22 protein-coding genes and 1 tRNA gene are annotated in these 21,145 nt (G+C 47.3%); 4 read left to right on the plus strand and 19 right to left on the minus strand.

What is annotated here, in order from left to right; all coding sequences use genetic code 11:
• Window positions 1–17: 17 nt before the first annotated feature.
• Window positions 18–944 carry a 30S ribosomal protein S6--L-glutamate ligase gene (gene rimK, locus WCY20_RS11905; RefSeq protein WP_345975406.1) on the minus strand — a complete coding sequence of 309 codons (927 nt, stop codon included), beginning with the start codon at window positions 942–944 and terminating at the stop codon, window positions 18–20.
• Between the two features lie 12 nt (window positions 945–956).
• Window positions 957–1,376, minus strand: coding sequence for a RimK/LysX family protein (locus WCY20_RS11910; protein WP_345978264.1), 420 nt, complete (start codon window positions 1,374–1,376; stop codon window positions 957–959).
• An 89-nt stretch (window positions 1,377–1,465) separates the two neighbouring features.
• On the opposite strand from WCY20_RS11910, the gene WCY20_RS11915 reads away from it, so the two are divergent.
• Window positions 1,466–2,512 carry a succinylglutamate desuccinylase/aspartoacylase family protein gene (locus WCY20_RS11915; RefSeq protein WP_345975408.1) on the plus strand — a complete coding sequence of 349 codons (1,047 nt, stop codon included), beginning with the start codon at window positions 1,466–1,468 and terminating at the stop codon, window positions 2,510–2,512.
• A 43-nt stretch (window positions 2,513–2,555) separates the two neighbouring features.
• On the opposite strand, the gene WCY20_RS11920 is transcribed toward WCY20_RS11915, so the two are convergent.
• The 10 genes from WCY20_RS11920 to WCY20_RS11965 form a co-directional block, all read right to left on the minus strand.
• A tRNA-Arg gene (locus WCY20_RS11920) sits at window positions 2,556–2,631 on the minus strand.
• Window positions 2,632–2,663: 32 nt separating this feature from the next.
• Entirely contained in the window at window positions 2,664–3,125 is a 462-nt protein-coding gene (locus WCY20_RS11925) for a hypothetical protein (RefSeq protein WP_345975410.1), read from the minus strand.
• Window positions 3,122–3,490, minus strand: coding sequence for a hypothetical protein (locus tag WCY20_RS11930; RefSeq protein WP_345975412.1), 369 nt, complete (start codon window positions 3,488–3,490; stop codon window positions 3,122–3,124). The genes WCY20_RS11925 and WCY20_RS11930 overlap by 4 nt, the downstream gene beginning before the upstream one ends.
• 431 nt (window positions 3,491–3,921) lie before the next feature.
• Window positions 3,922–5,502 carry an arginine--tRNA ligase gene (gene argS, locus WCY20_RS11935; protein WP_345975414.1) on the minus strand — a complete coding sequence of 527 codons (1,581 nt, stop codon included), beginning with the start codon at window positions 5,500–5,502 and terminating at the stop codon, window positions 3,922–3,924.
• Between the two features lie 3 nt (window positions 5,503–5,505).
• Window positions 5,506–5,751, minus strand: a complete 246-nt coding sequence (gene tatA, locus WCY20_RS11940; protein WP_345975416.1) for a twin-arginine translocase TatA/TatE family subunit — start codon at window positions 5,749–5,751, stop codon at window positions 5,506–5,508.
• 112 nt (window positions 5,752–5,863) lie between these two features.
• Window positions 5,864–6,214: a hypothetical protein gene (locus tag WCY20_RS11945; RefSeq protein ID WP_345975417.1), complete on the minus strand. Its 351-nt coding sequence runs from the start codon at window positions 6,212–6,214 to the stop codon at window positions 5,864–5,866.
• Between the two features lie 69 nt (window positions 6,215–6,283).
• Window positions 6,284–6,892, minus strand: a complete 609-nt coding sequence (locus tag WCY20_RS11950) for a DedA family protein (RefSeq protein ID WP_345975419.1) — start codon at window positions 6,890–6,892, stop codon at window positions 6,284–6,286.
• On the minus strand, window positions 6,882–7,907 hold the full coding sequence (locus tag WCY20_RS11955; protein ID WP_345975421.1) for a UDP-N-acetylglucosamine--N-acetylmuramyl-(pentapeptide) pyrophosphoryl-undecaprenol N-acetylglucosamine transferase: 1,026 nt from the start codon (window positions 7,905–7,907) through the stop codon (window positions 6,882–6,884). The genes WCY20_RS11950 and WCY20_RS11955 overlap by 11 nt, the downstream gene beginning before the upstream one ends.
• 7 nt (window positions 7,908–7,914) lie before the next feature.
• Window positions 7,915–9,081, minus strand: coding sequence for an FtsW/RodA/SpoVE family cell cycle protein (locus WCY20_RS11960; protein ID WP_345975423.1), 1,167 nt, complete (start codon window positions 9,079–9,081; stop codon window positions 7,915–7,917).
• 74 nt (window positions 9,082–9,155) lie between these two features.
• Window positions 9,156–9,986 (minus strand): hypothetical protein, encoded by an 831-nt coding sequence (locus WCY20_RS11965; RefSeq protein ID WP_345975424.1) that lies wholly within the window; start codon window positions 9,984–9,986, stop codon window positions 9,156–9,158.
• A gap of 137 nt (window positions 9,987–10,123) precedes the next feature.
• Between WCY20_RS11965 and WCY20_RS11970 the strand changes: the two genes are divergently transcribed.
• Window positions 10,124–11,887 (plus strand): penicillin-binding protein 2, encoded by a 1,764-nt coding sequence (locus WCY20_RS11970; protein WP_345975426.1) that lies wholly within the window; start codon window positions 10,124–10,126, stop codon window positions 11,885–11,887.
• A gap of 293 nt (window positions 11,888–12,180) precedes the next feature.
• Here WCY20_RS11970 and WCY20_RS11975 read toward each other — a convergent pair whose 3' ends face one another.
• Together WCY20_RS11975 and panC are read right to left on the minus strand one after the other, a co-directional pair.
• Window positions 12,181–13,353 (minus strand): hypothetical protein, encoded by a 1,173-nt coding sequence (locus WCY20_RS11975; RefSeq protein ID WP_345975428.1) that lies wholly within the window; start codon window positions 13,351–13,353, stop codon window positions 12,181–12,183.
• A 388-nt stretch (window positions 13,354–13,741) separates the two neighbouring features.
• A complete protein-coding gene (gene panC, locus WCY20_RS11980) occupies window positions 13,742–14,563 on the minus strand; it encodes a pantoate--beta-alanine ligase (RefSeq protein ID WP_345975430.1) in 822 nt (273 codons plus the stop codon).
• A 70-nt stretch (window positions 14,564–14,633) separates the two neighbouring features.
• On the opposite strand from panC, the gene prfB reads away from it, so the two are divergent.
• Entirely contained in the window at window positions 14,634–15,731 is a 1,098-nt protein-coding gene (gene prfB / locus WCY20_RS11985; protein WP_345975432.1) for a peptide chain release factor 2, read from the plus strand.
• On the opposite strand, the gene WCY20_RS11990 is transcribed toward prfB, so the two are convergent.
• On the minus strand, window positions 15,728–15,958 hold the full coding sequence (locus WCY20_RS11990; RefSeq protein ID WP_345975434.1) for a cold-shock protein: 231 nt from the start codon (window positions 15,956–15,958) through the stop codon (window positions 15,728–15,730). The two genes, prfB and WCY20_RS11990, sit on opposite strands and share 4 nt — an antisense overlap.
• 169 nt (window positions 15,959–16,127) lie before the next feature.
• Here WCY20_RS11990 and WCY20_RS11995 point away from each other — a divergent pair, with 169 nt between their 5' ends.
• Window positions 16,128–16,853: an arginyltransferase gene (locus WCY20_RS11995; protein ID WP_345975435.1), complete on the plus strand. Its 726-nt coding sequence runs from the start codon at window positions 16,128–16,130 to the stop codon at window positions 16,851–16,853.
• A gap of 14 nt (window positions 16,854–16,867) precedes the next feature.
• Here WCY20_RS11995 and WCY20_RS12000 read toward each other — a convergent pair whose 3' ends face one another.
• The 4 genes from WCY20_RS12000 to rpsL all read right to left on the minus strand — a co-directional run bounded on the left by WCY20_RS12000 (window position 16,868) and on the right by rpsL (window position 20,933).
• Complete coding sequence (locus WCY20_RS12000; RefSeq protein WP_345975437.1) at window positions 16,868–17,533, minus strand: hypothetical protein; 666 nt, start codon at window positions 17,531–17,533, stop codon at window positions 16,868–16,870.
• A gap of 267 nt (window positions 17,534–17,800) precedes the next feature.
• Complete coding sequence (gene fusA / locus WCY20_RS12005; protein ID WP_345975438.1) at window positions 17,801–19,891, minus strand: elongation factor G; 2,091 nt, start codon at window positions 19,889–19,891, stop codon at window positions 17,801–17,803.
• 136 nt (window positions 19,892–20,027) lie between these two features.
• A complete protein-coding gene (gene rpsG / locus WCY20_RS12010; protein ID WP_345975440.1) occupies window positions 20,028–20,495 on the minus strand; it encodes a 30S ribosomal protein S7 in 468 nt (155 codons plus the stop codon).
• A 66-nt stretch (window positions 20,496–20,561) separates the two neighbouring features.
• Window positions 20,562–20,933 carry a 30S ribosomal protein S12 gene (rpsL, locus tag WCY20_RS12015; RefSeq protein ID WP_345975442.1) on the minus strand — a complete coding sequence of 124 codons (372 nt, stop codon included), beginning with the start codon at window positions 20,931–20,933 and terminating at the stop codon, window positions 20,562–20,564.
• Window positions 20,934–21,145 lie beyond the last annotated feature (212 nt).

Consider the following 21,145-nt stretch of genomic DNA (forward strand, 5'->3'; position numbering starts at 1 on the left):
AATGAAACGATCGGCAGTTAAGCGCCGATCTTGTCTTTTTTCACACGTCTTCGTTTCGTCGGTTCGTTCGTATCGACATTTCGTTCGATGTAATCCATGATCTTACCGGCGATATCAATACCCGTCGCCTTTTCAATCCCTTCCAGCCCGGGGGAGGAGTTCACCTCCATCACAAGCGGACCGCGTTTGGAAAGGATCATGTCCACACCGCAGACGCCTAGCCCCATCGCTTTGGCTGCCGCGACGGCCGTCGATTTCTCTTTGCGTGTCAGTTTGTGAAGCGTTGCGCTGCCACCCTGGTGAAGGTTGGAACGGAAATCGCCTTCGGCACCCTGACGTTTCATCGAACCGACCACTTCGCCGTCAACAACGATCACACGGATATCCGCACCGCCCGCCTCTTCGATGAACTCCTGGACCAACAGGTTGACATCCATCCCGTAGAAGGCGTCCAAAACCGATTTGGCCGCTTTCTGCGTCTCGACAAGAACCACCCCCACACCCTGCGTCCCTTCAAGGATCTTTAGTACCAGCGGGGTACCGCCGCTGAGCTCGATGATATCTTTTGCATTTGACTTGTTCGAGGCAAAAACGGTCTTGGGCATATCGACACCGGCCTTTGACAAGATCTGAAGACTGCGCAATTTGTCGCGCGAGCGCGAGATCGCCAGAGAGCCGGCAACGCTGAAGGCATTCATCATCTCAAGGTGACGCACCATTGCCGTGCCGTAAAAGGTACGGCTCGCCCCTATCCGGGGGATGATGGCATCGGGCGCCTCAAGCATTTCGCCGTTATAGTTGATCATCAGTTCGCCTTTTGCGATCTCGATACTGAACTTCAGATAGTCAAGGACCCGGACATCCCAGCCTCTTGATTTGGCCGACTCATGGAGTCTTTTAGTCGAATAGAGGGTTGATTTTCTTGATAGAATGTAGACTTTCATAGAGCAGGCCTTTTAATTTTTTGCGGATTGATAGGTTAAAGAGACATCAACAATAAAACGGTCTTCGAGAAATTTTCTGCCGATGAGCATCGGATACTTCATACTTGCTCTGTCCGTCAAAGAGAGTTCCGTCTCAAATTGTTGATTAAAAAGTTCCAACGTCGTCATGATAAATATGCGTTCCTGCACCGTACCGTTGGAACTTTTGACATGCCTAATCTCATGTACCGGCATCACAATATCTTTTTCGTGGTAGTCGGGATGCGAATCATCTAGAAGTCTGAAATGGACCGTTCCGTCGTCGTTAAGACGGATCTCGTCACAGTGGATTGAACAGGAATAGGCTCCCGTATCAATTTTTGCATCGATTTCGTTAAAGCCGAGGTCAGGAAGCGAAACATACTCATTCCGCCCTATGGTTAACTTTTTGATTTGATATCCCTTGTGCTAATCTATGCTAATATTCTACACTAAAATCGTTCAATATCTGATGCAAAATCATCGCGTAATAAAGAGAGCTTATGTCTAACAATACGTTTCAAATCAACGGTATTGATATTCCTGCAGGCAGGACCACCAATCTGGAAATCGAACTGCCAAAACTCTACAATCTTCCTGCGGTGATCTCTGTTCAGGTAATTCGCGGCAAAAGAGCAGGACCGACGGTCTTTGTGAGTGCTGCCATTCATGGCGATGAGCTCAATGGCATCGAGATTATCAGACGGTTAAAACAGCTTTCCATTTTGAAAAAAATCAAAGGCACCCTCATTCTTGTCCCTGTCGTCAATGTTTACGGCCTCAATACACTGACCAGATACCTGCCTGACCGCAGAGACTTGAACCGCAGTTTCCCCGGCTCGACCAAAGGTTCCCTTGCCGCCCGTATAGCAAAAATCTTTTTTGACGAGATCACCAAAAAATGCAATTTCGGCATCGACCTGCATACCGGAGCCATTCACCGTTCGAACCTGCCGCAGATACGTACGAACATCAACAATGAGCAGACCCTGGAACTGGCCAAAGCGTTTGAAGCACCGGTCATTCTCCACTCTGAGCTCAGAGACGGCTCACTTCGGGCTGAGGCCCAGGAGTACGGCGTCCCTATTCTGCTCTACGAAGCAGGTGAAGCGCTGCGTTTTGACGACACCTCCATCAAGATAGGGGTCAAAGGTATCATCAATGTCCTTCAATCACTGGGAATGCTTCCGCCGAGGGTAAAAAAGCGCTACCGCAATCCTTTGATCTTTAAACAGAGCAGCTGGATACGGGCAACAGAAGGCGGGATGCTGCGGACGGTCAAAGGGCTTGGCGATTCGGTCAAAAAAGATGAAATCATCGCATTTATCGATGAGCCGCTCGGCGAGAAGAGTATCGAGATGCGATCACTGTTTGACGGTATCATCATCGGTAAAAGCCAGATTCCTCTTGTTCAGGAGGGGGATGCTGTTTTCCATATCGCCCGTTCGGACAACCTCGAAGTAGCGGAAGAACGCATCGAATATTTTCAGGAAGATGCCATCGAACGCAGCGATATTTTCGGCTTGAATGATGAACACAGCATTCAGTAATCAACTGTTATAAATTTAAGGGTTTGTGGGATTTTGTAGTAGATGGTCTCCCCACGAGGACTCGAACCTCGAGCTAGGCCTTAGGAGGGCCCTGCTTTATCCAGTTAAGCGATGAGGAGAAAAGAGGCCGATATTATAACGAAGCTAACTTTTAATGTTCCACAGGCGGCATCATCGGTTGCTGAACCGGAGGGAAACGCGGTGGCGATTGTGGTGCTGAACGTTCTTTCGACGGGCTGCCTCCGCCATTTTCGCCGCTGCCGTCCTGGTATATCTCACTAACATTGGGACGAATACCGTAGAGCACATGATACTCCCTGACCGCTCCTCTAAAATATGCTCTACGCTTCCGGTCCCCTTTTTTGATCACCTGCCGGATCTGGTATTGCTCATCCAAAGAGATCTGCTCTTTGCAGTATGCCAGATAGACGATTGCCGCATCGATGAGATCATTGACCAGGTCATAGCGTTCCCGGTAAGAGCTGCCGCCGATCTCCTCCATTCTGTACTTTGCCGTAGCATAGGCCTCTTCATACGCCTCGCAATCCGTTGCCGCAAGAGCACTGTCAAGCATCAGTAACAGCAGTCCCGCTGCGATCGCTACCCGTTTCACGGTACCGGCCTTATCGTGCCCCATTTATAGACAATGATCTCTTCAGGGTGCCTGAACGCATAACTGCTAACCTCTGACTGGGTAAACACGTCATAGCTCTTACGATTCTGTTTTGCCGTTTTGAGTTTGCGTTTGAGTGTATATTGACGGTCCAGGGAATAGAGGTCCGGACATCTTTGTAATAACAGTTCCCCTTCTTTGACAAATTTTCCGATAATTGCATAGGCTTCATTGCCGGCTACAGCGATGCTTGCTACCGTATCGTAGGCAGACTCCTCTTTTTCAAAAGAGCGCTTCATCTCTGCACACTCATCTGCTTTCAAAGACATCAACAAAAGAAAAATTGAAAGGATTATGCGCTTCATACAACCATTCTAGCGTATAAACGGTTTACTGAAAATGGTGGGTTTTCAAATAAAAAAGGAGAGTTGGCTTTTTATAAAGTCTCCGGCGTCGGTATTCACTTTCGTGAACACATCGACTTCGGGTTCGCCACCTAAATTTGTTCCAAAGGCTATTTGCCTTTGTTTCTATTGATGTTCAAGCCGGCGTCGGTGCTTCGCACATCGACTCTGGTTTCGTTCGCTGAAAAGCCAAGAAATTGGCTTTAATGGAGCTCTCCCTTCGTCGGTATTCACTTTCGTGAACACACCGACTTCGGGTTCGCCACCTAAATTTGTTCCAAAGGCTATTTGCCTTTGTTTCTATTGATGTTCAAGCCGGCGTCGGTGCTTCGCACATCGACTCTGGTTTCGTTCGCTGAAAAGCCAAGAAATTGGCTTTTCTTATCGCGAACTCACATCCTATCTTTTGCGGTGATGCCCAGCAGGGAGAGACCGGTACGCAGTGAGAGTGCGACGACAAGGAAAAGCTTGAGCATCTTCGCCTCGTCTTTTTCGCCGATGATGCGGTAGTCGTAGTAAAATTTGTGCAGTCTTGCCGCAAGTGACTTGAGGTACTCCGGCAGTTTCTGGACCTGGCGCGTCATAAACGCGTCTTCGATCACTTCCGGCAACAAAAGAGCCTCGAAAAGGAGCCCGTCGGCATCCTCGTTGAGTCCTTTGAGATCACTCGCCATGATCTCATCTCTCGAGAGTTCACTCTTGCCGAGTATCGTCTGAATACGCGCATGCGCGTAGTTGATATAGTAGATCGGGTTCGAACTGTCCTCTTTTTTGAGCTCTTCGACATCGAACTCGAGCGGCGTGTCGCTCTTTTTGCTCGCGAAAATAAAACGAAGGGCATCGGAACCGATCTCTTCGATGATATCGCTCATCAGTATGACGTTGCCCGCCCGTTTGCTCATCTTGTACGGCTCGCCGTCTTTGAGCAGGCTGACCATCTGCGAGAGCTGTACTTCGAGTTTGCTGCTGTCATGGCCCAGGAACTCGGCTGCAGCCTTTACCCGGGGGATATAGCCGTGGTGGTCGGCACCCCAGATATTGATGTGGTGGTCGTAACCGCGCTCGAACTTCTGGTTATGGTAGATGATATCGCCGGCCAGATAGGTCGGACGGCCGTCTTCGCGCACAACGACACGGTCTTTCGCATCGTCGTAATCGGTTGAACGGAGCCAGATCTTATCTTCGAGATGGTAGACACCCCCGGCCATCTTGGCCATGACACGATCCCACTCTTTGTAAAGTGACGCTTCGGAGACAAAGGTATCGAAATGGATGTTCGCATCGGCAAGATCCTTAATGATGATCTCCATCACCTTGTCTTTTGCCCAGAGCGCCAGCTCTTTCTGACGGTTCTCGTCATGAAAGATCTCTGTTCCGAAAACCGCTACCGCTTCCTTTGCAAGGTCTGTCATATACTCGCCGCGATAGAAGCTCTCAGGGTATTCGACCTCTTCATTGAGGATGGAGGAACGTCCCTCAAGTTGAATAGAGAGCCCCAGAAGATCGATCTGGTTACCGGCATCGTTGACATAGTACTCGGCAGTGATATCAAAACCGAGCTTACGCCCTAAACGCAACAGTGTGTCACCGTAGACCGCACCGCGTGCGTGGCCGATATGTAACGGGCCTGTCGGGTTGGCACTGACGAACTCCAGCAGGATCTTCTCATTGGCATTGACAGAACCGAACTGCTCTTCGTTCTCAAGCGCCCATGAAGCGTACTCATCCAGAAATGACTCGGAGAGACGTAGGTTAATGTAGCCCTTTACCGATTCAACCGCCGAGAACATCGGGTCTTCGCCAAACGAAGAGGCCAGTTCATCGGCAATGGCCATCGGTGATTTGCGGAATTCTTTGGCTAGGGAAAATGCGACTGGTGTTGCGAAGTGGCCAAAAGAACGATCTTTCGGCTTCTCTAAAACAACATCTCGATCAAACTGCTCTCTAAGGAGCGCTGCAACACGTTGTTTCAATGATTATGCTTGTTTTGTTTCTTTAGGTGCTTCTTTACTTGCACCTTCTTCTGAAGCCTCTACTTTTTTAGGCTCCTCAACCGAGTCGTTCTTTGCGACCTCCGGCTCATCATCTTTAACCGATTTTTTGAAGTTACGTATACCTTCACCCAACCCTTTTGCAAGTTGAGGGATCTTCTTGCCTCCAAAAAGGAGCAGTACGACTGCAAGGATTAAAATAAGTTCGAACCCGCCTGGAATACTTGGCATAGGTCTCCTTTATAATCAAATATTTTGCCAGAAGTATAACTTCTGGATGCTGTAATAGGGCTAAATATTCTAAAAGATGTAAGAGTTGGCTTTAGAACATTAAGTTTATAGACTAGCCTTTGAGCTCTTTGAGCGCCTGTTCTATACGTACCAATACCTCACTGATCTTCTCAGGAAAAGTAAAAAGCTCCCGTTTGACGGTACTTGAAATACTGCCGCCACCCTCGATCTCACTTAACAAAGCCATAATATTACGCAGATAGTTGCGTTGATAACTACAGGTATGACACACTTTTATCTCTTCGCACATCCCGTCATTAAGGCATACGTACGCCTCTTCAACGACGATGGAAAGCTCTTCAATAAAACTCGGGTCTTTCAACTGCATTCCATACGATTGCGTATTGACCATAGCATCGATGGTTCTGAATTGTTTTTCAACAGTCTGTATCGTCTCTATCATAAAAAATCCTTATATGATATTTTTACAAGAAGTATAGAGATTAATACATGAAAAAAAGCTAAAAAACCGTCAGTTCTGATTATTTCCGTTTTTTAAACGACGAATATAAACAAATACAAGCACAACCAACGCTCCCAGAACAGCAATTGTGATCTGATGCAGATAGGTTTCCACCAACTCTATGTTCTGACCCAAGAAATACCCCAGCATGATCAGGATCAAACTCCAGATACCCGCCCCCAATGCAGTGTAAAGACTAAAAGACAGCAGCGGCATCTGGGAAAGGCCTGCCGGAATCGAGATAAGCTGACGTATCCCCGGAATCAAACGGCCTGTAAATGTTGAGATGGGGCCATGCTTTTGAAAGAAGTTATCCATCTTATCCATCGTACTGCTTGGGATAAAGATATATTTTCCGAATTTCAGCAACAAGCGCCTGCCGATGATGAATGCGCCAAAGTAGTTGATAAAGGCACCGCTCAGTGAGCCAAACAGTGCGACTACAAAAACAATAACGATATTCATCTCACCCTGCTGGGCCAGATAGCCGGCAGGTATCAAGACGATCTCGCTCGGAAAAGGGATAAAAGAGCTTTCGATCATCATCAGAAGAAAGATGCCTAGATAGCCCATATCCAATATATTTTGTACAAGCCACTGGGCAAGATCAGCTAACATCCAAACGCTCCTCTATATCATCAATAATTGCCGCAGCGGCACCTTTATTCCCGAGTTTCATCAAGCCACGACTCTTCTCTTCGAGGTCATCATCCAAAAGAGCCAAGAGGTTACGCGCATACGAAGGGCTCTCCCGATAGGACCACGCCAACGCTTTCTCAACCAAAAAGAGCGCATTGTGGTATTGATGGTCCCCTGCCGCATACGGGTACGGCACAAAGAGTGCCGGCAGCCCGTTCGCCGCAAGTTCCCAAAGCGTACTGGCACCTGCACGGCTGACTGCCAGGTCCGCGCGTTCTATCAAGGCCGGAAGCTCTTTTGTGAAACTGTACAGTTCGACTTCGAGCTTCTGCTCTTCATACGCTTTTTTGACCCGTTCATAATCTCTTTCGCCGCATTGGTGAATGACCTTGATCCCTTTGGCAATGCAGGCGGCGGATGTCTCCAGCGCCAGATCATTGATGAACTTCGCCCCTTGCGAACCGCCCAGAAAGATGACCGTATTGATCTTTTTACGCAGATGCGCCGTCTCAAAAAAGAGATCACGCACGGGGTAGCCTTTTACAGGTGATTTTTCATCGTAGGAGCTGTAAAAAGCACGGGCATAGGGTTTCATCATGGCGTTAAGCCGTCCCATCACCGCGTTTTGTTCGTGAATAAAAAAGGGAATATGTTTGGTATAGGCACCAAAGGTGGCCGCCGCAGCCGAATAACCGCCGACCGAGACCACGGCATCGATCTTCTCATTTTTTAAGATGCTGCGCGACTTTAACACCGCGCGGAATATCTTCCACAATGCCCACAACTTGCCTATGTATCGACGGTTGACCACACCGCTTGTATCGAGAAAAAAGCGTTTTTCAAAACGTGTTTCCTCACCAAACCAGGCCCGGTCCTGGCCTGAGACCGAACCGATATAGATCGCCTCATGCCCTTTTTGTTTCAGGGCTTCAAGCAGTGCTGCCGCAATGGCCAGATGACCGCCTGTTCCGCCGCCTGTAATCGCTACTCTCATTGTATTCCTAACGTTTCAATTTTACTTTTCGTGAGGCCATCAGGACCATGCCTATGCCGACAGATGCGGCGATCATCGCTGAACCGCCGTAGCTCAAAAACGGTACGGAGATCCCCTTGATCGGCGTCAGGCCGCTGATGCCGTACGCGTTGATCAAAAAGGTGAACGCGATCAGCAGACCGATGCCCATACTGAACAGATAGCTTTTTTCATCTTGGGTACGGTTGGCGACCCTGAAGATGCGCTGCAAAATAGCCAAGAAGATGATCGTCACCAGCAGTACGCCAAGGAAACCGAACTCCTCTGCAATGCCGGCCAACACAAAGTCGGTATGGACCTCGGACAAAAAGCCCAGCTTGAAGGTTCCGTTGGCCAGTCCCGAACCGAAGAGCCCGCCGTTATGGATCGCGTTGAGCGAATGCGAGATCTGGTATGGCTCGGAGTAGCTCTCGATCCGTAATTTCGAAGCAATGGACTCGGGGAAAAAAGCGAGTATCTGGTTTTGCGCCAGAGACCACCAGGACTTGATCCGCATTATCCTGTGCTCTGCCGTAAAGATAAAGATAAGGAAAAAAGCCGATGCGCTCCCCAAAAGGGTGATAAAAAACTTAAAACTGCTTCCTGCGAACATCAGCATAAACAGCAGTGCCATGCTCAGGACAACGACCTGTCCAAGATCTTTCTGCAGCACCGCGATCAGCACCATGACAACAACGAAGAAAACGGCATACGGCGCAAAGCGCGAGAACTCCTCTTTAAGCCCCATACCGCCGTGATGCCCCATCTTTCGCGAAAAGCTCCACGCCAGGAAATAGACAAAACCGATCTTGAAAAACTCCACCGGCGCCAAAGAGAAGCCTGCCACCTTGATCCACCGTTTCGCCCCGCCCACTTCGCTAACGAGACTTGCCGGCATGAACGGCATAGCGATCATCAAAAAAAGTGCCCCGAAAAAGAGTGCAAACCCGAGACGTGCCAGCCATATATCGGGGTTCAACTGCGCCAGCGACCACATGATGAGAATCGAGAGCAGCCCAAAGGCAAACTGGCGAATCACAAAATGAAAATCGCTGTAGTCGAACAAGACAACGACATAACTCGAGAGAGAATAGGTGAAGATAATACTGATGCCGATAAGCAGTGATGTCAAGATAAAAAGTTGTCGATCAGCCATTATGTTCCACGATGAAAATTTGTGTTGATATTTTAGCGTTTTGGGTTTAAACTAGAGGCCTCATCTTGCAAATCTTACCTGCAGTGATGGTTCGCAAGTTCATAACTGCGGTGACCGTCAAATAACAGGGCCTTGTCTTCACGTGTGATGTCGATTGTCTGCTCCTGCCCATTATTTCCCTGAAGGATCAGACGCGAGGACTCGACAGACCAGGTTCCGCTTTTTTGCTCTTGTATCCGCGACATCCCTCCTTCAAGCGTATGCTCCTCTTTCAGTAGGTATCGTCGGTCTGAGCAGAGCCAAAGTTCACGTTTTTCATCATAAGTACCGGCATCTTTGACATAAACGATATGGGCACCTTTTAGACGCATCTCCAGATCGTCCAGAGCGTTTTGCAGCTGTCTTGTCGGTATAAATACGAGCGCTTGCGCGATATTCATGGTGAGTACCTTGAACGCACTGTCCTTGGAAACGTCATAATCCGCTGTTATCGCTACCGCCCTCTCCTGCGGCCCCAAAATAATATAGACCAAAACCGATCTCTTATGCTGAGCGCCGGAAGGACTATAGTTTCGGCGATAAATGCGCGAGCTGACTTTCATGATGTGTTCCTGCGGGAAGATCCTGCGATCATCGCCAAGATAATGCACCTCATTCAGATAACGGATCGCCTCGACACTGTTCATCGTTTTTGAACGCATAACGATCGTGTCATTGGTGTCGTCTTGAAACAGCAGCAGCCCTTCGCCTTGTTTCGCGACGGCATTCCAGTGCGGAGGCAGCCCCATGCTTGCGCCCAAAGAAGAGACAGTCAGTTTCTTCGGCCCGCTGTAAACCTTGTCAAATTCCAGTTCGGTGCCGCAGAGCACTGTAACCGACACTAAAAAGGTTAAAAGCAGGCGCATCTATCAACTCCTTCTGTTGCTGACCTAACTATAACATAAAGCCCTAAACAATCGTGAGCGGATAGACATCGCTATAACCCCTTTATAAAGTTATTCTCGATATATTTTTGCATTCACAAATAAGGCCAAATTCCCAGATGGTAGACGACGATAAAAAAGCCTCCAAGGTCCTGCTGTTATTTATTTTTCTCGTTATCGGCTTTTTGATCTTTCTGAGCACCATGTTCTATACCGCCGTCAAACCGCGTGACCTGCCTTCGCGTTTTATTTCAGACACGACAAAAGCGGAACGCAGCAGTATCATCAGCGCCGATGGCTTCCATCTTGCTATCAGCAAAAAAGTCTACAAGGCGATGATCAACACCAAAAATCTTGATCCCGATAAAAAAGAACTTTTTATCCAACTTTTCTCGATCTACAGCAATATTCCTGCCGAGACGATCCGCAGAAAGATCCGCCGCAGAAAAGGAGCTGTGACACTCAGTTACAGCATCTCCGAACAACGCGCGCAGTACCTCAAATCCCTCGCTTTTGAACTGCGCCGCCTCAATGTCTTTCAAGAGTACCAAACGCCAAACGGCCGCCATATTTTGCAAGGTCTTGACATTATCGAAAGCGGTGAGGCGAGGATCTATCCCTATGGCGATCTCCTTACCCCGGTGATCGGTTACCCCAAAAAGCATGAAGACCACGGCTATACCCGTTCGCACGGTATGAAAGGGATCGAACGCAAGTACAATGATGATCTTTCCCCCCGTCAGGATGGTCTGCAGCGCGGTCCGCGTGACGTCAACGGTTATATGATCCTCAACAAAGAGAGCCACACCAAATACGCGCTCAACGGACTTGATGTCAAACTCACCATCCCGGTCACCCTCCAGTCTCGCGTCGAACGGATGTGCGACAAGATGCAGGAGAAGATGGGTGCAAGACAGATCATCGTCACCGTCATGGAGTCGGAGACAGGCAGGATGCGCGTTCTGGCCACATCAAACCGTTTTAAACCCAAAGATATCCAACCCGAAGACATTCCCTCCCTTCAGGTACATGCCGTCGAATACAGTTTTGAGCCGGGTTCGGTCTTAAAACCCATTATTTTTGCCCTATTGATGAAACACAAGCTTGTCAACCCTTTCGAAGTGGTCAATACCCATAACGGCCGATTTAAAATCGGCAAACGCATCATCACCGATGAGCATAAAATGCACTACATGAGTGCCGAGAACGTCATCGTGCACTCCTCCAATATCGGGATCGCACAACTTGCCCAGCGACTCAATGCAAGTGACTATCATCAAGGCCTGCTCGATTTCGGGTTCACACAACCCTCGGGCATCGATCTGACCAATGAGTACCTCGGCAAGATCCCGACCATGCGTCAACTCGACTCCGAGACCTACAAAGCCAGTGCTTCGTATGGGTATGCCGTGCGGGCCAACCTCATCCAGCTGCTTAAAGCCTACAACGTCTTCAACAATAGCGGGCGTATGGTCACACCGCGTTTGACCCAGGAGTATATTGATGAAACTGGGCGCAGTATCCCTCTGGAACAGGAAGAGCCTATGCAACTGCTTAACCCCGAAACGGCGGAACGCATTAAGCGTATTCTTGTCAAAACAGCCGTAGAGGGGACCGGGCAGAAGGCCCTGGTCGACGGCATCGAGATCGGCGGTAAAACAGGTACGGCACAGATCTCCGAGCGCGGCCACTACCAACAGAAGTACAACACCTCCTTTATCGGGTTCGCCAATGATAGCGCCCACAACTACACGATCGGTGTCACCGTCATACGCCCAAAAATCGCTTACCGCTTTGCTGCGCAGAGCGCGGCACCTGTTTTTAGAGAAACGGTGGAACTGCTGATAGAAGAGGGATTACTGAAACCTAAATGTGATAAATAAAATTTCATCTAATATTTAGATGCGTTTTTTTCCTGTACACTCTCTGCAAAATCATCTTAATAACGCTGTCTGCTGTTTCTATTCAAAATTCAGATGTATGGAGTACTAATCAGAAGTACAGCAGCAGATGTAACCGTCTTCTCACTGTTAACTTCTAAATGCGATAGTTGGTACATTACGCCCTTCCCTTTCCGCCATCAAAACATTAGGGAGAAAGTCAAGAGTGATTCTGATGCACAACAAACCAGAGCGAAACTCTGATTCATTCATAGAATAATGGCTGCCCAAGAGATCTATCGGTAGAGCTGAAGTTGGCCGGCACTACCGTTATTCCAGGTTCCCCCGATAATGAAGTTTGTGATACTTCCGACAACCTCGCCGGAAAATGCCCCGCCGCCAGGTACTGCAAAGCTGAATATATGCGTTGAAGCATCATAAGACCATTCACCGCTAAATGTTCCCTGCACCCCGTCGATCCATTCGGTTCCCGTGAATGTCCCGTCAATGTTGAACGTAAATATAGCCCGATATGCGGCACTCGTCCGGTTGGGGTCCAGCGCGTTATAGGTGCCGACAAAATCGGATTCCTGCGCATCATCAACAGAAATTTCGCCTTCAACCCAGGCCTGGGGCACAGGACATCGGCCTTCCCCGTCTATATTGTCGTACAATAATACATATGCCGGTGCGACATACGATGAATTCTCGTTCAAACTGACGGCCGGACTGGAAGGCAACGATCCAAGGAAACCAAAATAACGCTTTGGTCCGTCAATAGTGTCTTGGATCCACTCCATACAGAATGTATAACTTCCCTGCGGCAGGTACATTCTTGCCGTCGGATAATCAAACGGCGGCGCGAGAACGGCTACTGCCTTGTTCGCCGCAATCGGAGCATCCAGATCAGGATGGGCGAGAATATACCGATAGGGTTTGACTATCGGATCATAGGTATTGAAATGGGGTTCAAATTCGACCGGAAAATGCAAAGCCCGACCGGTACCGATGATAAAAACCGAAAAGCTGTCCACTGAAGTTGTGACGGCATTCTCCTTCAGACCGCCGCCAACAAACGTCCACTGACCGCCGTCCCATCGATAGATACCAACCTCTCCTTCTTGCGTAGAGGGGTCGATTCCTGTTGCCGGGAAAGTGATCGTTGCCGGCACGGCAAGCTTAATGTTATTTGCATCAATTTTATACACAGGTGATGAAGCCGTAATAATTCCCGGCAGTGGCGCAGGCAGTTTTGTTTCTTCAACACTGACCAACAAAGGCTGATCAACAGCTCCTTCCGGAAAAGTCACGCTAAAACCTGATGAAAGCGTTATGACACCACCGTCACTGTCAATGGTCGTTTCGACCTTCTCGCTGTCATTGTTATTATCACTGCTTGAACATCCGCTTAAGGCGAACATCATCGCTACAAGTACCGCTACCGTTGTCAAAATATACCGTGATTTCATAATCCATCCTTTCAGGCCGAATAATAGCTGTGAAAATGCAATCATTTTCAGTATAAATCCATCCTCCTTAAAAATAAATGAACAGCATAAACAGGAGGACCCTTTAAAAATAACGCCCTGAACATAATCCGATCTGAAATTCGGTACACACATCAGAATCTCTTTAACGCCTAATGGAAATATAAGCCTTTTATACACTAGTTTCTATGCGGTATGGATCCTGTACCGTAAGTACAGCCTGTCAAAATAAAGAGGTATAAAGCGTTATGGAGAAAAAAGAGCATTGTAGCTTATGAGTAAAACCGTATATCTAAAATATCTTGATCATATTTGAGAATATCTCAGAAAACACAACTTGCTATCAAAAATGGTCTTGTATTTTATACTATCAAATCCAAATATTATCCAGTAATCTTGTCGTTCCGCTGATCGCCTCGACAAGAATGATAGTGTTGCCTATCTCAACATGTTCAATCGGTTCGAAAGAGCGGTTCACAATGGTCACATACTCAACATCCAGCGGCGCTAAAATAGCCAGCATCTCTTCTCTGATCCTGGAGACATGCAATTCATTTTTCATCACCATCTGTGTTGCAGTACGCAGGGACTTGATGATCTTAAGTGCCTCCTCCCGCTCTTGCTCGCTCAGATACACATTTCGCGAGCTCATCGCCAGACCGTCTTTCTCCCGCAGCGTGGCCATCGGAACGATCTCGACGTTCATAAAAAGATTTGCCACCATCGTCTCGATCAGCATCAACTGCTGCGCATCTTTTTTACCGAAATAGGCGCGTGTCGGATTGACGATATTGAACAGCTTATTGACGACGGTCAGGACACCCGAAAAGTGCCCGGGACGGGAGTTCCCCTCCATAATATAGCCGCGTACGCTGGGCGCATTGAGGCTCACCTCGTCCTCGCCGTACATCTCGCTTGCATCCGGGTAGAAAAGGTAATCGACCCCGCTGAGTTCGCACACTTTTTTGTCTGCCTCTTCACGGCGCGGGTAGGCATCAAGATCTTCACCTTCTAAAAACTGTGTCGGGTTGACAAAGATCGAGACAACGACAAGGTCATTAGCCTCCCGTGCCGCCTCGATAAGGCTCCGGTGGCCTAGATGCAGCGCGCCCATCGTCGGCACGAACCCGATCGTTCCCTGCTCCTCTTTCAACAGTTTTTTCAACTCCAACGGTGAATGAACAACCCTCATATTTTAAGCCCTTATACACTATAATCTACTTCTATAAAACGCAATTATATCAAGAATTACTGGACAATTTATGGACCACTACGAATACAGTGAACTGCTTAAAACCTTACATACAAAAATGGATAACATTGCCGGTGTTGTCCAGCCGGAAAAGATCAGAGAGGAGCTCAAGGAGATTGAACGCCTTGAAAACTCTGACGGTTTTTGGAACGATGCGGCCAATGCTGCCAACGTACAAAAAGAGAAGACCCAGCTCGAGCGTAAACTCGATAAGTTCAATGTAGCGCTAACGGCCCTGACAGATGCGGAAGATCTTTACGAGATGGGCAAAGAGGAGGGTGACGAAGAGACAATTGAGACACTCTTTGCCGAAGCCGATTCTCTGGATGAGCAGGTAAAAAGCATGGAGGTCTCGATGCTGCTCAGCGGCCCGCAAGACGCTAACAATGCCATCGTCTCCATTCACCCGGGTGCCGGCGGTACCGAGTCCCAGGATTGGGCATCGATACTGCTTCGCATGTACACCCGCTGGGCAGAGCGCCATGACTTTAAAGTGGAGAAGATGGATTACCAGGCAGGTGATGAGGCCGGCATCAAAGATGCGACCATCATCATCCGCGGCGAGAATGCCTACGGCTACCTGAAAGTCGAGAACGGTATACACCGTCTTGTCCGCATCAGCCCATTTGACTCCAATGCCAAACGCCACACCTCATTTGCTTCGGTGATGGTCTCACCAGAGATCGACGATGACATCGATATCGTTATCGAAGACAAGGATATCCGCATCGACACCTACCGCGCTTCGGGTGCAGGCGGCCAACACGTTAATAAGACCGAGTCGGCTATCCGTATCACCCATATCGACACCGGGATCGTCGTACAGTGTCAAAACGACCGCTCACAGCACAAAAACAAAGCGGCCGCGATGAAGATGCTGAAGTCGCGTCTTTATGAGTACCAGATGGCGCTGAAGCAGGCAGAACTGGATGGAGTCGAAAAGAGTGAGATCGGCTGGGGACATCAGATACGTTCTTATGTCATGCAGCCCTATCAACAGGTTAAAGACACCCGTTCTAACGAAGCCTATTCACAGGTCAATGCCATCCTCGACGGCGACATCGACAAAATGCTCGAAGGCGTACTTATCGCACAAAGCCGCAGCTAGACCTGCGCTATCGGCGCAACATTTTGCGCCATCAACCCTTTGGGCCCTTCACATACTTCAAATGTGACTCTCAGCCCCTCATTAAGCGTGTAACGTTTTTTATCGCTATTGAGATTGATATTGCGAAAATGGACAAAAAGGTCCTCTCCGCCGCTGTCTTGTTCAATAAACCCGTATCCTTTGACCTCATTGAACCATCGGACAGTACCTGTAGCCAAGGCAGCCATTTATCATCCTTTTGAATTTTGGCGGCAGTATAGCTCAAAAACAATGAATTTTTTATATACCTGCAGCAGCGAAAAAAGTGTCATCATCGCTGTTTTACACTTGCTTAGAATGGCAGCATTGATCTATTGCTTTACCTCTGTTTTACCTCTGCTGTGGCAATATTCCGCAATGAATCATCTCTTAAAAGAGTGTGCTCTATCCGAGCAGTGCTCCTATCTTCCGGGCCTTGAACAAACCACGCACTACAAAATCATAGAGAAGTGTAGTATTGAGTACAATGAACTGCTTATCGAACGCGGCTGGCGTCGCTTCGGTAATATGTTTTTTCGTCCGATGTGTACGGGGTGCAGTGCCTGTGAAAGCATTAAGATCGATGTCAACGGGTATGTTTTTTCCAAATCTGAAAAACGTGTCATCAAAAAAAATGCCCATCTTAAAACCTTGATCCGCAGACCTTCTGCATCCCAAAGCCACATTGCACTGTTTGAAAAATATCATGAGTTTATGCACAACAAACGGGGTTGGGAACAGCAGCCGATCAACATCAAAAACTATTACATGTCTTTTGTCAACGGGTTTAATGAGTATGGCTATGAGGTGCTCTACTTTGATGGTGATAAGCTCATAGCCGTCGATCTCATCGATATACTGCCAAACGGGGTCTCATCGATCTATTTCTATTATGACCCGGACTATCAGCATCTCTCCCTCGGAAAGTATTCCATGCTGCGACAGATCATATACGCCAAGACCAATCATCTGGAGTGGATCTATATGGGATATTATGTGAAAGAGTGCCGTAGCCTTGCCTATAAAGGAGACTATAAACCCTACCTCACTTTGGATGGCAGCCCCAAAGAAGGTGACGAACCTCTATGGTATGAAAAAGTGTAACGCAATGATGCGCCCTACTCCATTCCCAGCTCTTTTTTCTGTTCGTTCATTACTTTCTTCTTTTCACGTTCCCTCTCTTCGCTGACAGAACGTTCCAGGGCCTCGCTTCTGGCCTTCTCTGTTGCGCGCATGCGTTTAAGGAGCGCTTCTTTTCTCAACGCTTCAGCATTAACACTTTGAGTGCGATTCTGATCATCCGTCAATGTACGTTCATACGCTCTGTAGAGCGGTTCAATGACAGTAAGGTTTTGTTCCTCAGAAAACTCTTCATAATATTGGATCAGTTGACTGTTGTATGCTTGAGGATCGATGATGCCAATCGTAATCATCGCTGTCACTGTTTCTCCGTCTTCATCCTGCATCGCTTCTTCAAAACGCTCGCGTGCGCCCGATACGATGGTATCGTGTTCTGTAGAGAGTGCCCGCAGCTTATTGAGATAGGCTTTTGCGTTGACCGATGGCTTCTTCGCATCTACGGCAAAGCCCATTGTTTTACTCTGCTCGGCCTCTTCTATATACGTATCAATAAACGGTATGTAATCACACATTGACGCCAGCTCTTTTAACTGCTCGAATTTTTCAATGTCGTTATAGACGACATCACCCAGAGCTGCAAAAGAGACCGGATTTTCGGCATAAAGAACAACGGAGAAGATGAGAGAGAATAGATATTTTTGCATTACAACGCCCATAATTATATTTTAATTTTATATTTTACATCCAAATAGTTAAAGTTGGTGTTAATAGGAACAAAAATCAATGATTGTTGAAGGAATTCTATTTGCTGCACTCAAAATGATTTTATTTCGGAAAGAGTTTTTTAGCAGAAGTGCTATTGGAAGCGTATCCCATCAGCTGTTAGTGGCACAAAAATTAAAAAAAAAGGGGAAATAAAAGAGAAGAGCCTGGCTATTGCCAAACTCTCAGACGCATAAACGCTGTAAGAATTAACCGTTACGTTTTTTGATGATCTCTTCGGCAACGTTGCGTGGAACTTCTTCGTAGTGATCGAATTCCATTGCATATGTTGCACGTCCCTGAGTCGCAGAACGAAGGTCAGTCGAGTAACCGAACATCTCAGAAAGCGGTACGAATGCATCAACGATCTTGTTGCCCGCACGGTCACCCATGTTGTTAACCTGACCGCGACGACGGTTAAGGTCACCGATAACGTCACCCATGAAATCTTCTGGAACTTCGACTTCGACTTTCATCAACGGCTCAAGGATCGCTGGATCAGCTTTTCTTGCACCCTCTTTGAATCCCATAGATGCAGCCAATTTAAATGCCATCTCATTCGAGTCGACATCGTGGTATGAACCGTCATAAAGTGTTACATCGACATCTTCGATAGGGTAACCGGCAAGAACACCGTTTTGCATCGCCTCTTCACAACCTTTTTCAACCGCCGGGATATATTCGCGAGGAACCGTACCACCTTTGATCTCATTGTGGAAGACATAACCTGTACCTGGTTCACCCGGCTTGATCGTAAGATATACGTGTCCGAACTGACCGCGTCCACCAGACTGCTTAGCATATTTGTATTCTTGGTTAACTTCTTTTTTGATCGTTTCACGGTAAGAAACCTGTGGCGCACCAACTTCCGCTTCAACTTTGAACTCGCGGAACATACGATCTACAAGGATCTCAAGGTGTAGCTCACCCATACCCGAAATAATCGTCTGGCCAGACTCTTCATCAGTGTGTACACGGAAAGATGGATCTTCTGCAGCAAGTTTACCAAGTGCGATACCCATTTTTTCCTGGTCAGCTTTAGTCTTAGGCTCAACAGCAACAGAGATAACCGGTTCCGGGAAGTCCATACGCTCTAGTACGACTTTATCTTCCGGTGCACACAGTGTATCACCAGTCGTTGTTGATTTAAGACCAACAACCGCACCGATCTCACCAGCGTAAATCTCTTTAACTTCTTCACGTTTGATCGCGTGCATCTTCATGATACGACCGATACGCTCTTTCTTGTCTTTAGTCGAGTTATGGACATATGATCCAGACTCAAGAGAACCACGGTAAACACGGATAAATGTCAATTGACCTACGAATGGATCCGTCATGATCTTGAATGCCAATGAAGCGAATGCACCGTTATCAGTCGATGGTACGGTAACCTCTTCTTCTTCATTATCCATCATCGTACCTTTGATCGCCGGAGCTTCAACCGGTGAAGGAAGGTAAGCAACAACAGCGTCAAGAAGTGTCTGAACACCTTTGTTCTTAAACGCAGTACCTGCTGTCATCGGAACGATGTGCATAGCGATAGTCGCTGCTTTGATACCTGCAACGATCTCTTCTTCAGAAACTTCTTCGCCTTCTAGGAATTTTTCCATAAGCTCTTCGTTACCGTCAACAGAAGAGATCTCTTCGATCATCTTTTCGCGGTACTCAGTAGCTTTGTCAAGCATATCAGCAGGAATCTCTTCAACGTGATAGTTAGAACCCATCGCCGCATCTTGATCCCAAACGATCGCTTTCATTTTCACAAGGTCTACAACACCCTGGAAGTTATCTTCAGCGCCGATTGGCAGCTGAATTGGAACCGGGTTACCTTTCAAACGGTCACGGATCTGGTTCTCTACTTCGTAGAAATCAGCACCCGTACGGTCCATCTTGTTAACAAAAACAATTGATGGTACGCCGTAACGGTTACGTTGACGCCATACTGTCTCAGACTGCGGCTGAACACCACCGACCGCACAGAATACAGAGACTGCACCGTCAAGTACACGCATAGAACGCTCAACTTCGATCGTGAAGTCAACGTGGCCCGGAGTATCGATAATGTTGATCTGTTTACCAGACCATTCACATGTTGTTGCAGCAGACGTAATCGTAATACCGCGCTCTTGTTCTTGTTCCATCCAGTCCATAGTTGCTGCACCGTCGTGAACTTCACCGATCTTGTGCTCAACACCCGTATAGAAAAGAATACGTTCTGTTGTTGTTGTCTTACCGGCATCAATGTGCGCAGCAATACCGATGTTTCTTACATCTTCAAGTTTATGAGATCTTGCCATAATTAATGTCCTATTATCTGTATTAAAATGTGAAAATGGGGAAGCGGAAATCGGAAATCAGACCGTGATCTATTTTCCGCTTTCCGTTATCCATTTTCCGAAAACACTTACCTGCTGGTAAGTGTAAACGTAACTGTTACCAGCGGTAGTGAGCGAATGCTTTATTCGCTTCTGCCATACGGTAAGTATCTTCTTTCTTCTTGAATGCTGAACCTTTGTCAGTTGCCGCATCCATAAGTTCATTTGCCAAGCGCTCTGCCATTGTACGCTCGTTACGCTTGCGCGCTGCGTCAATGATCCAACGGATAGCTAAAGAGAGTTGACGAACAGGACGAACTTCTACTGGAACTTGGTATGTTGCCCCACCAACACGGCGAGATTTAACTTCGATCACCGGTTTGACGTTGTCAATCGCTGCATTAAATACTTCGATACCTTTTGTTTCACCACGTGATGATACGATATCTAATGCACTGTACAGAATTTTCTCTGCAGTACTCTTTTTACCATCAAGCATAACTTTGTTGATGAATTTAGTTAAAACTTTACTTCCGTAAACCGGATCAGGCATGATCTCACGTACGGGCGCTTTTCTTCTTCTCATAAGTTTTCCTTACTTCAATTAATGAATAATTTACTCAAAAGCCTTACAGCTTCTGTTCTGGCCTGATTATTTAGGCTTCTTAGTACCGTATTTAGAACGGGCTACTTTACGGTTGGCAACACCAGCTGTATCGAGTGCACCACGGACGATGTGATACTTAACACCAGGTAAATCTTTGATACGGCCGCCACGTACGAGTACGATTGAGTGCTCTTGAAGGTTGTGACCCTCACCACCGATATACGAAATAACTTCGAATCCTGAAGTTAAACGGACTTTGGCAACTTTACGAAGCGCCGAGTTTGGTTTTTTTGGTGTAGTTGTATAAACACGTGTACATACACCACGACGTTGTGGACAGTTCACAAGAGCTGGTGATTTTGATTTTTTAATCACTTGTTTGCGCTCTTTACGAATCAATTGGTTGATTGTAGGCATACAATTCCTTTCTTAAAATGTTCCAGTAGATTACTCTTAAGGGAGTAATAAACGCGCAATAATACACAAATAATGATAAATAGTAGCTTTAAGTAAACAGTTAAATGATTTTGAAGAAATGAAAGTGAATGAAAGTAAAATGCGGAAATAGCGTTGCCGTCATTTCACAAAAAAGCCATCTGCCTTGCCCTTGACGGGTAGGACAGACATGC

Source organism: Sulfurimonas sp. HSL3-7, assembly GCF_039645985.1.
Taxonomy (GTDB): domain Bacteria; phylum Campylobacterota; class Campylobacteria; order Campylobacterales; family Sulfurimonadaceae; genus Sulfonitrofixus; species Sulfonitrofixus jiaomeiensis.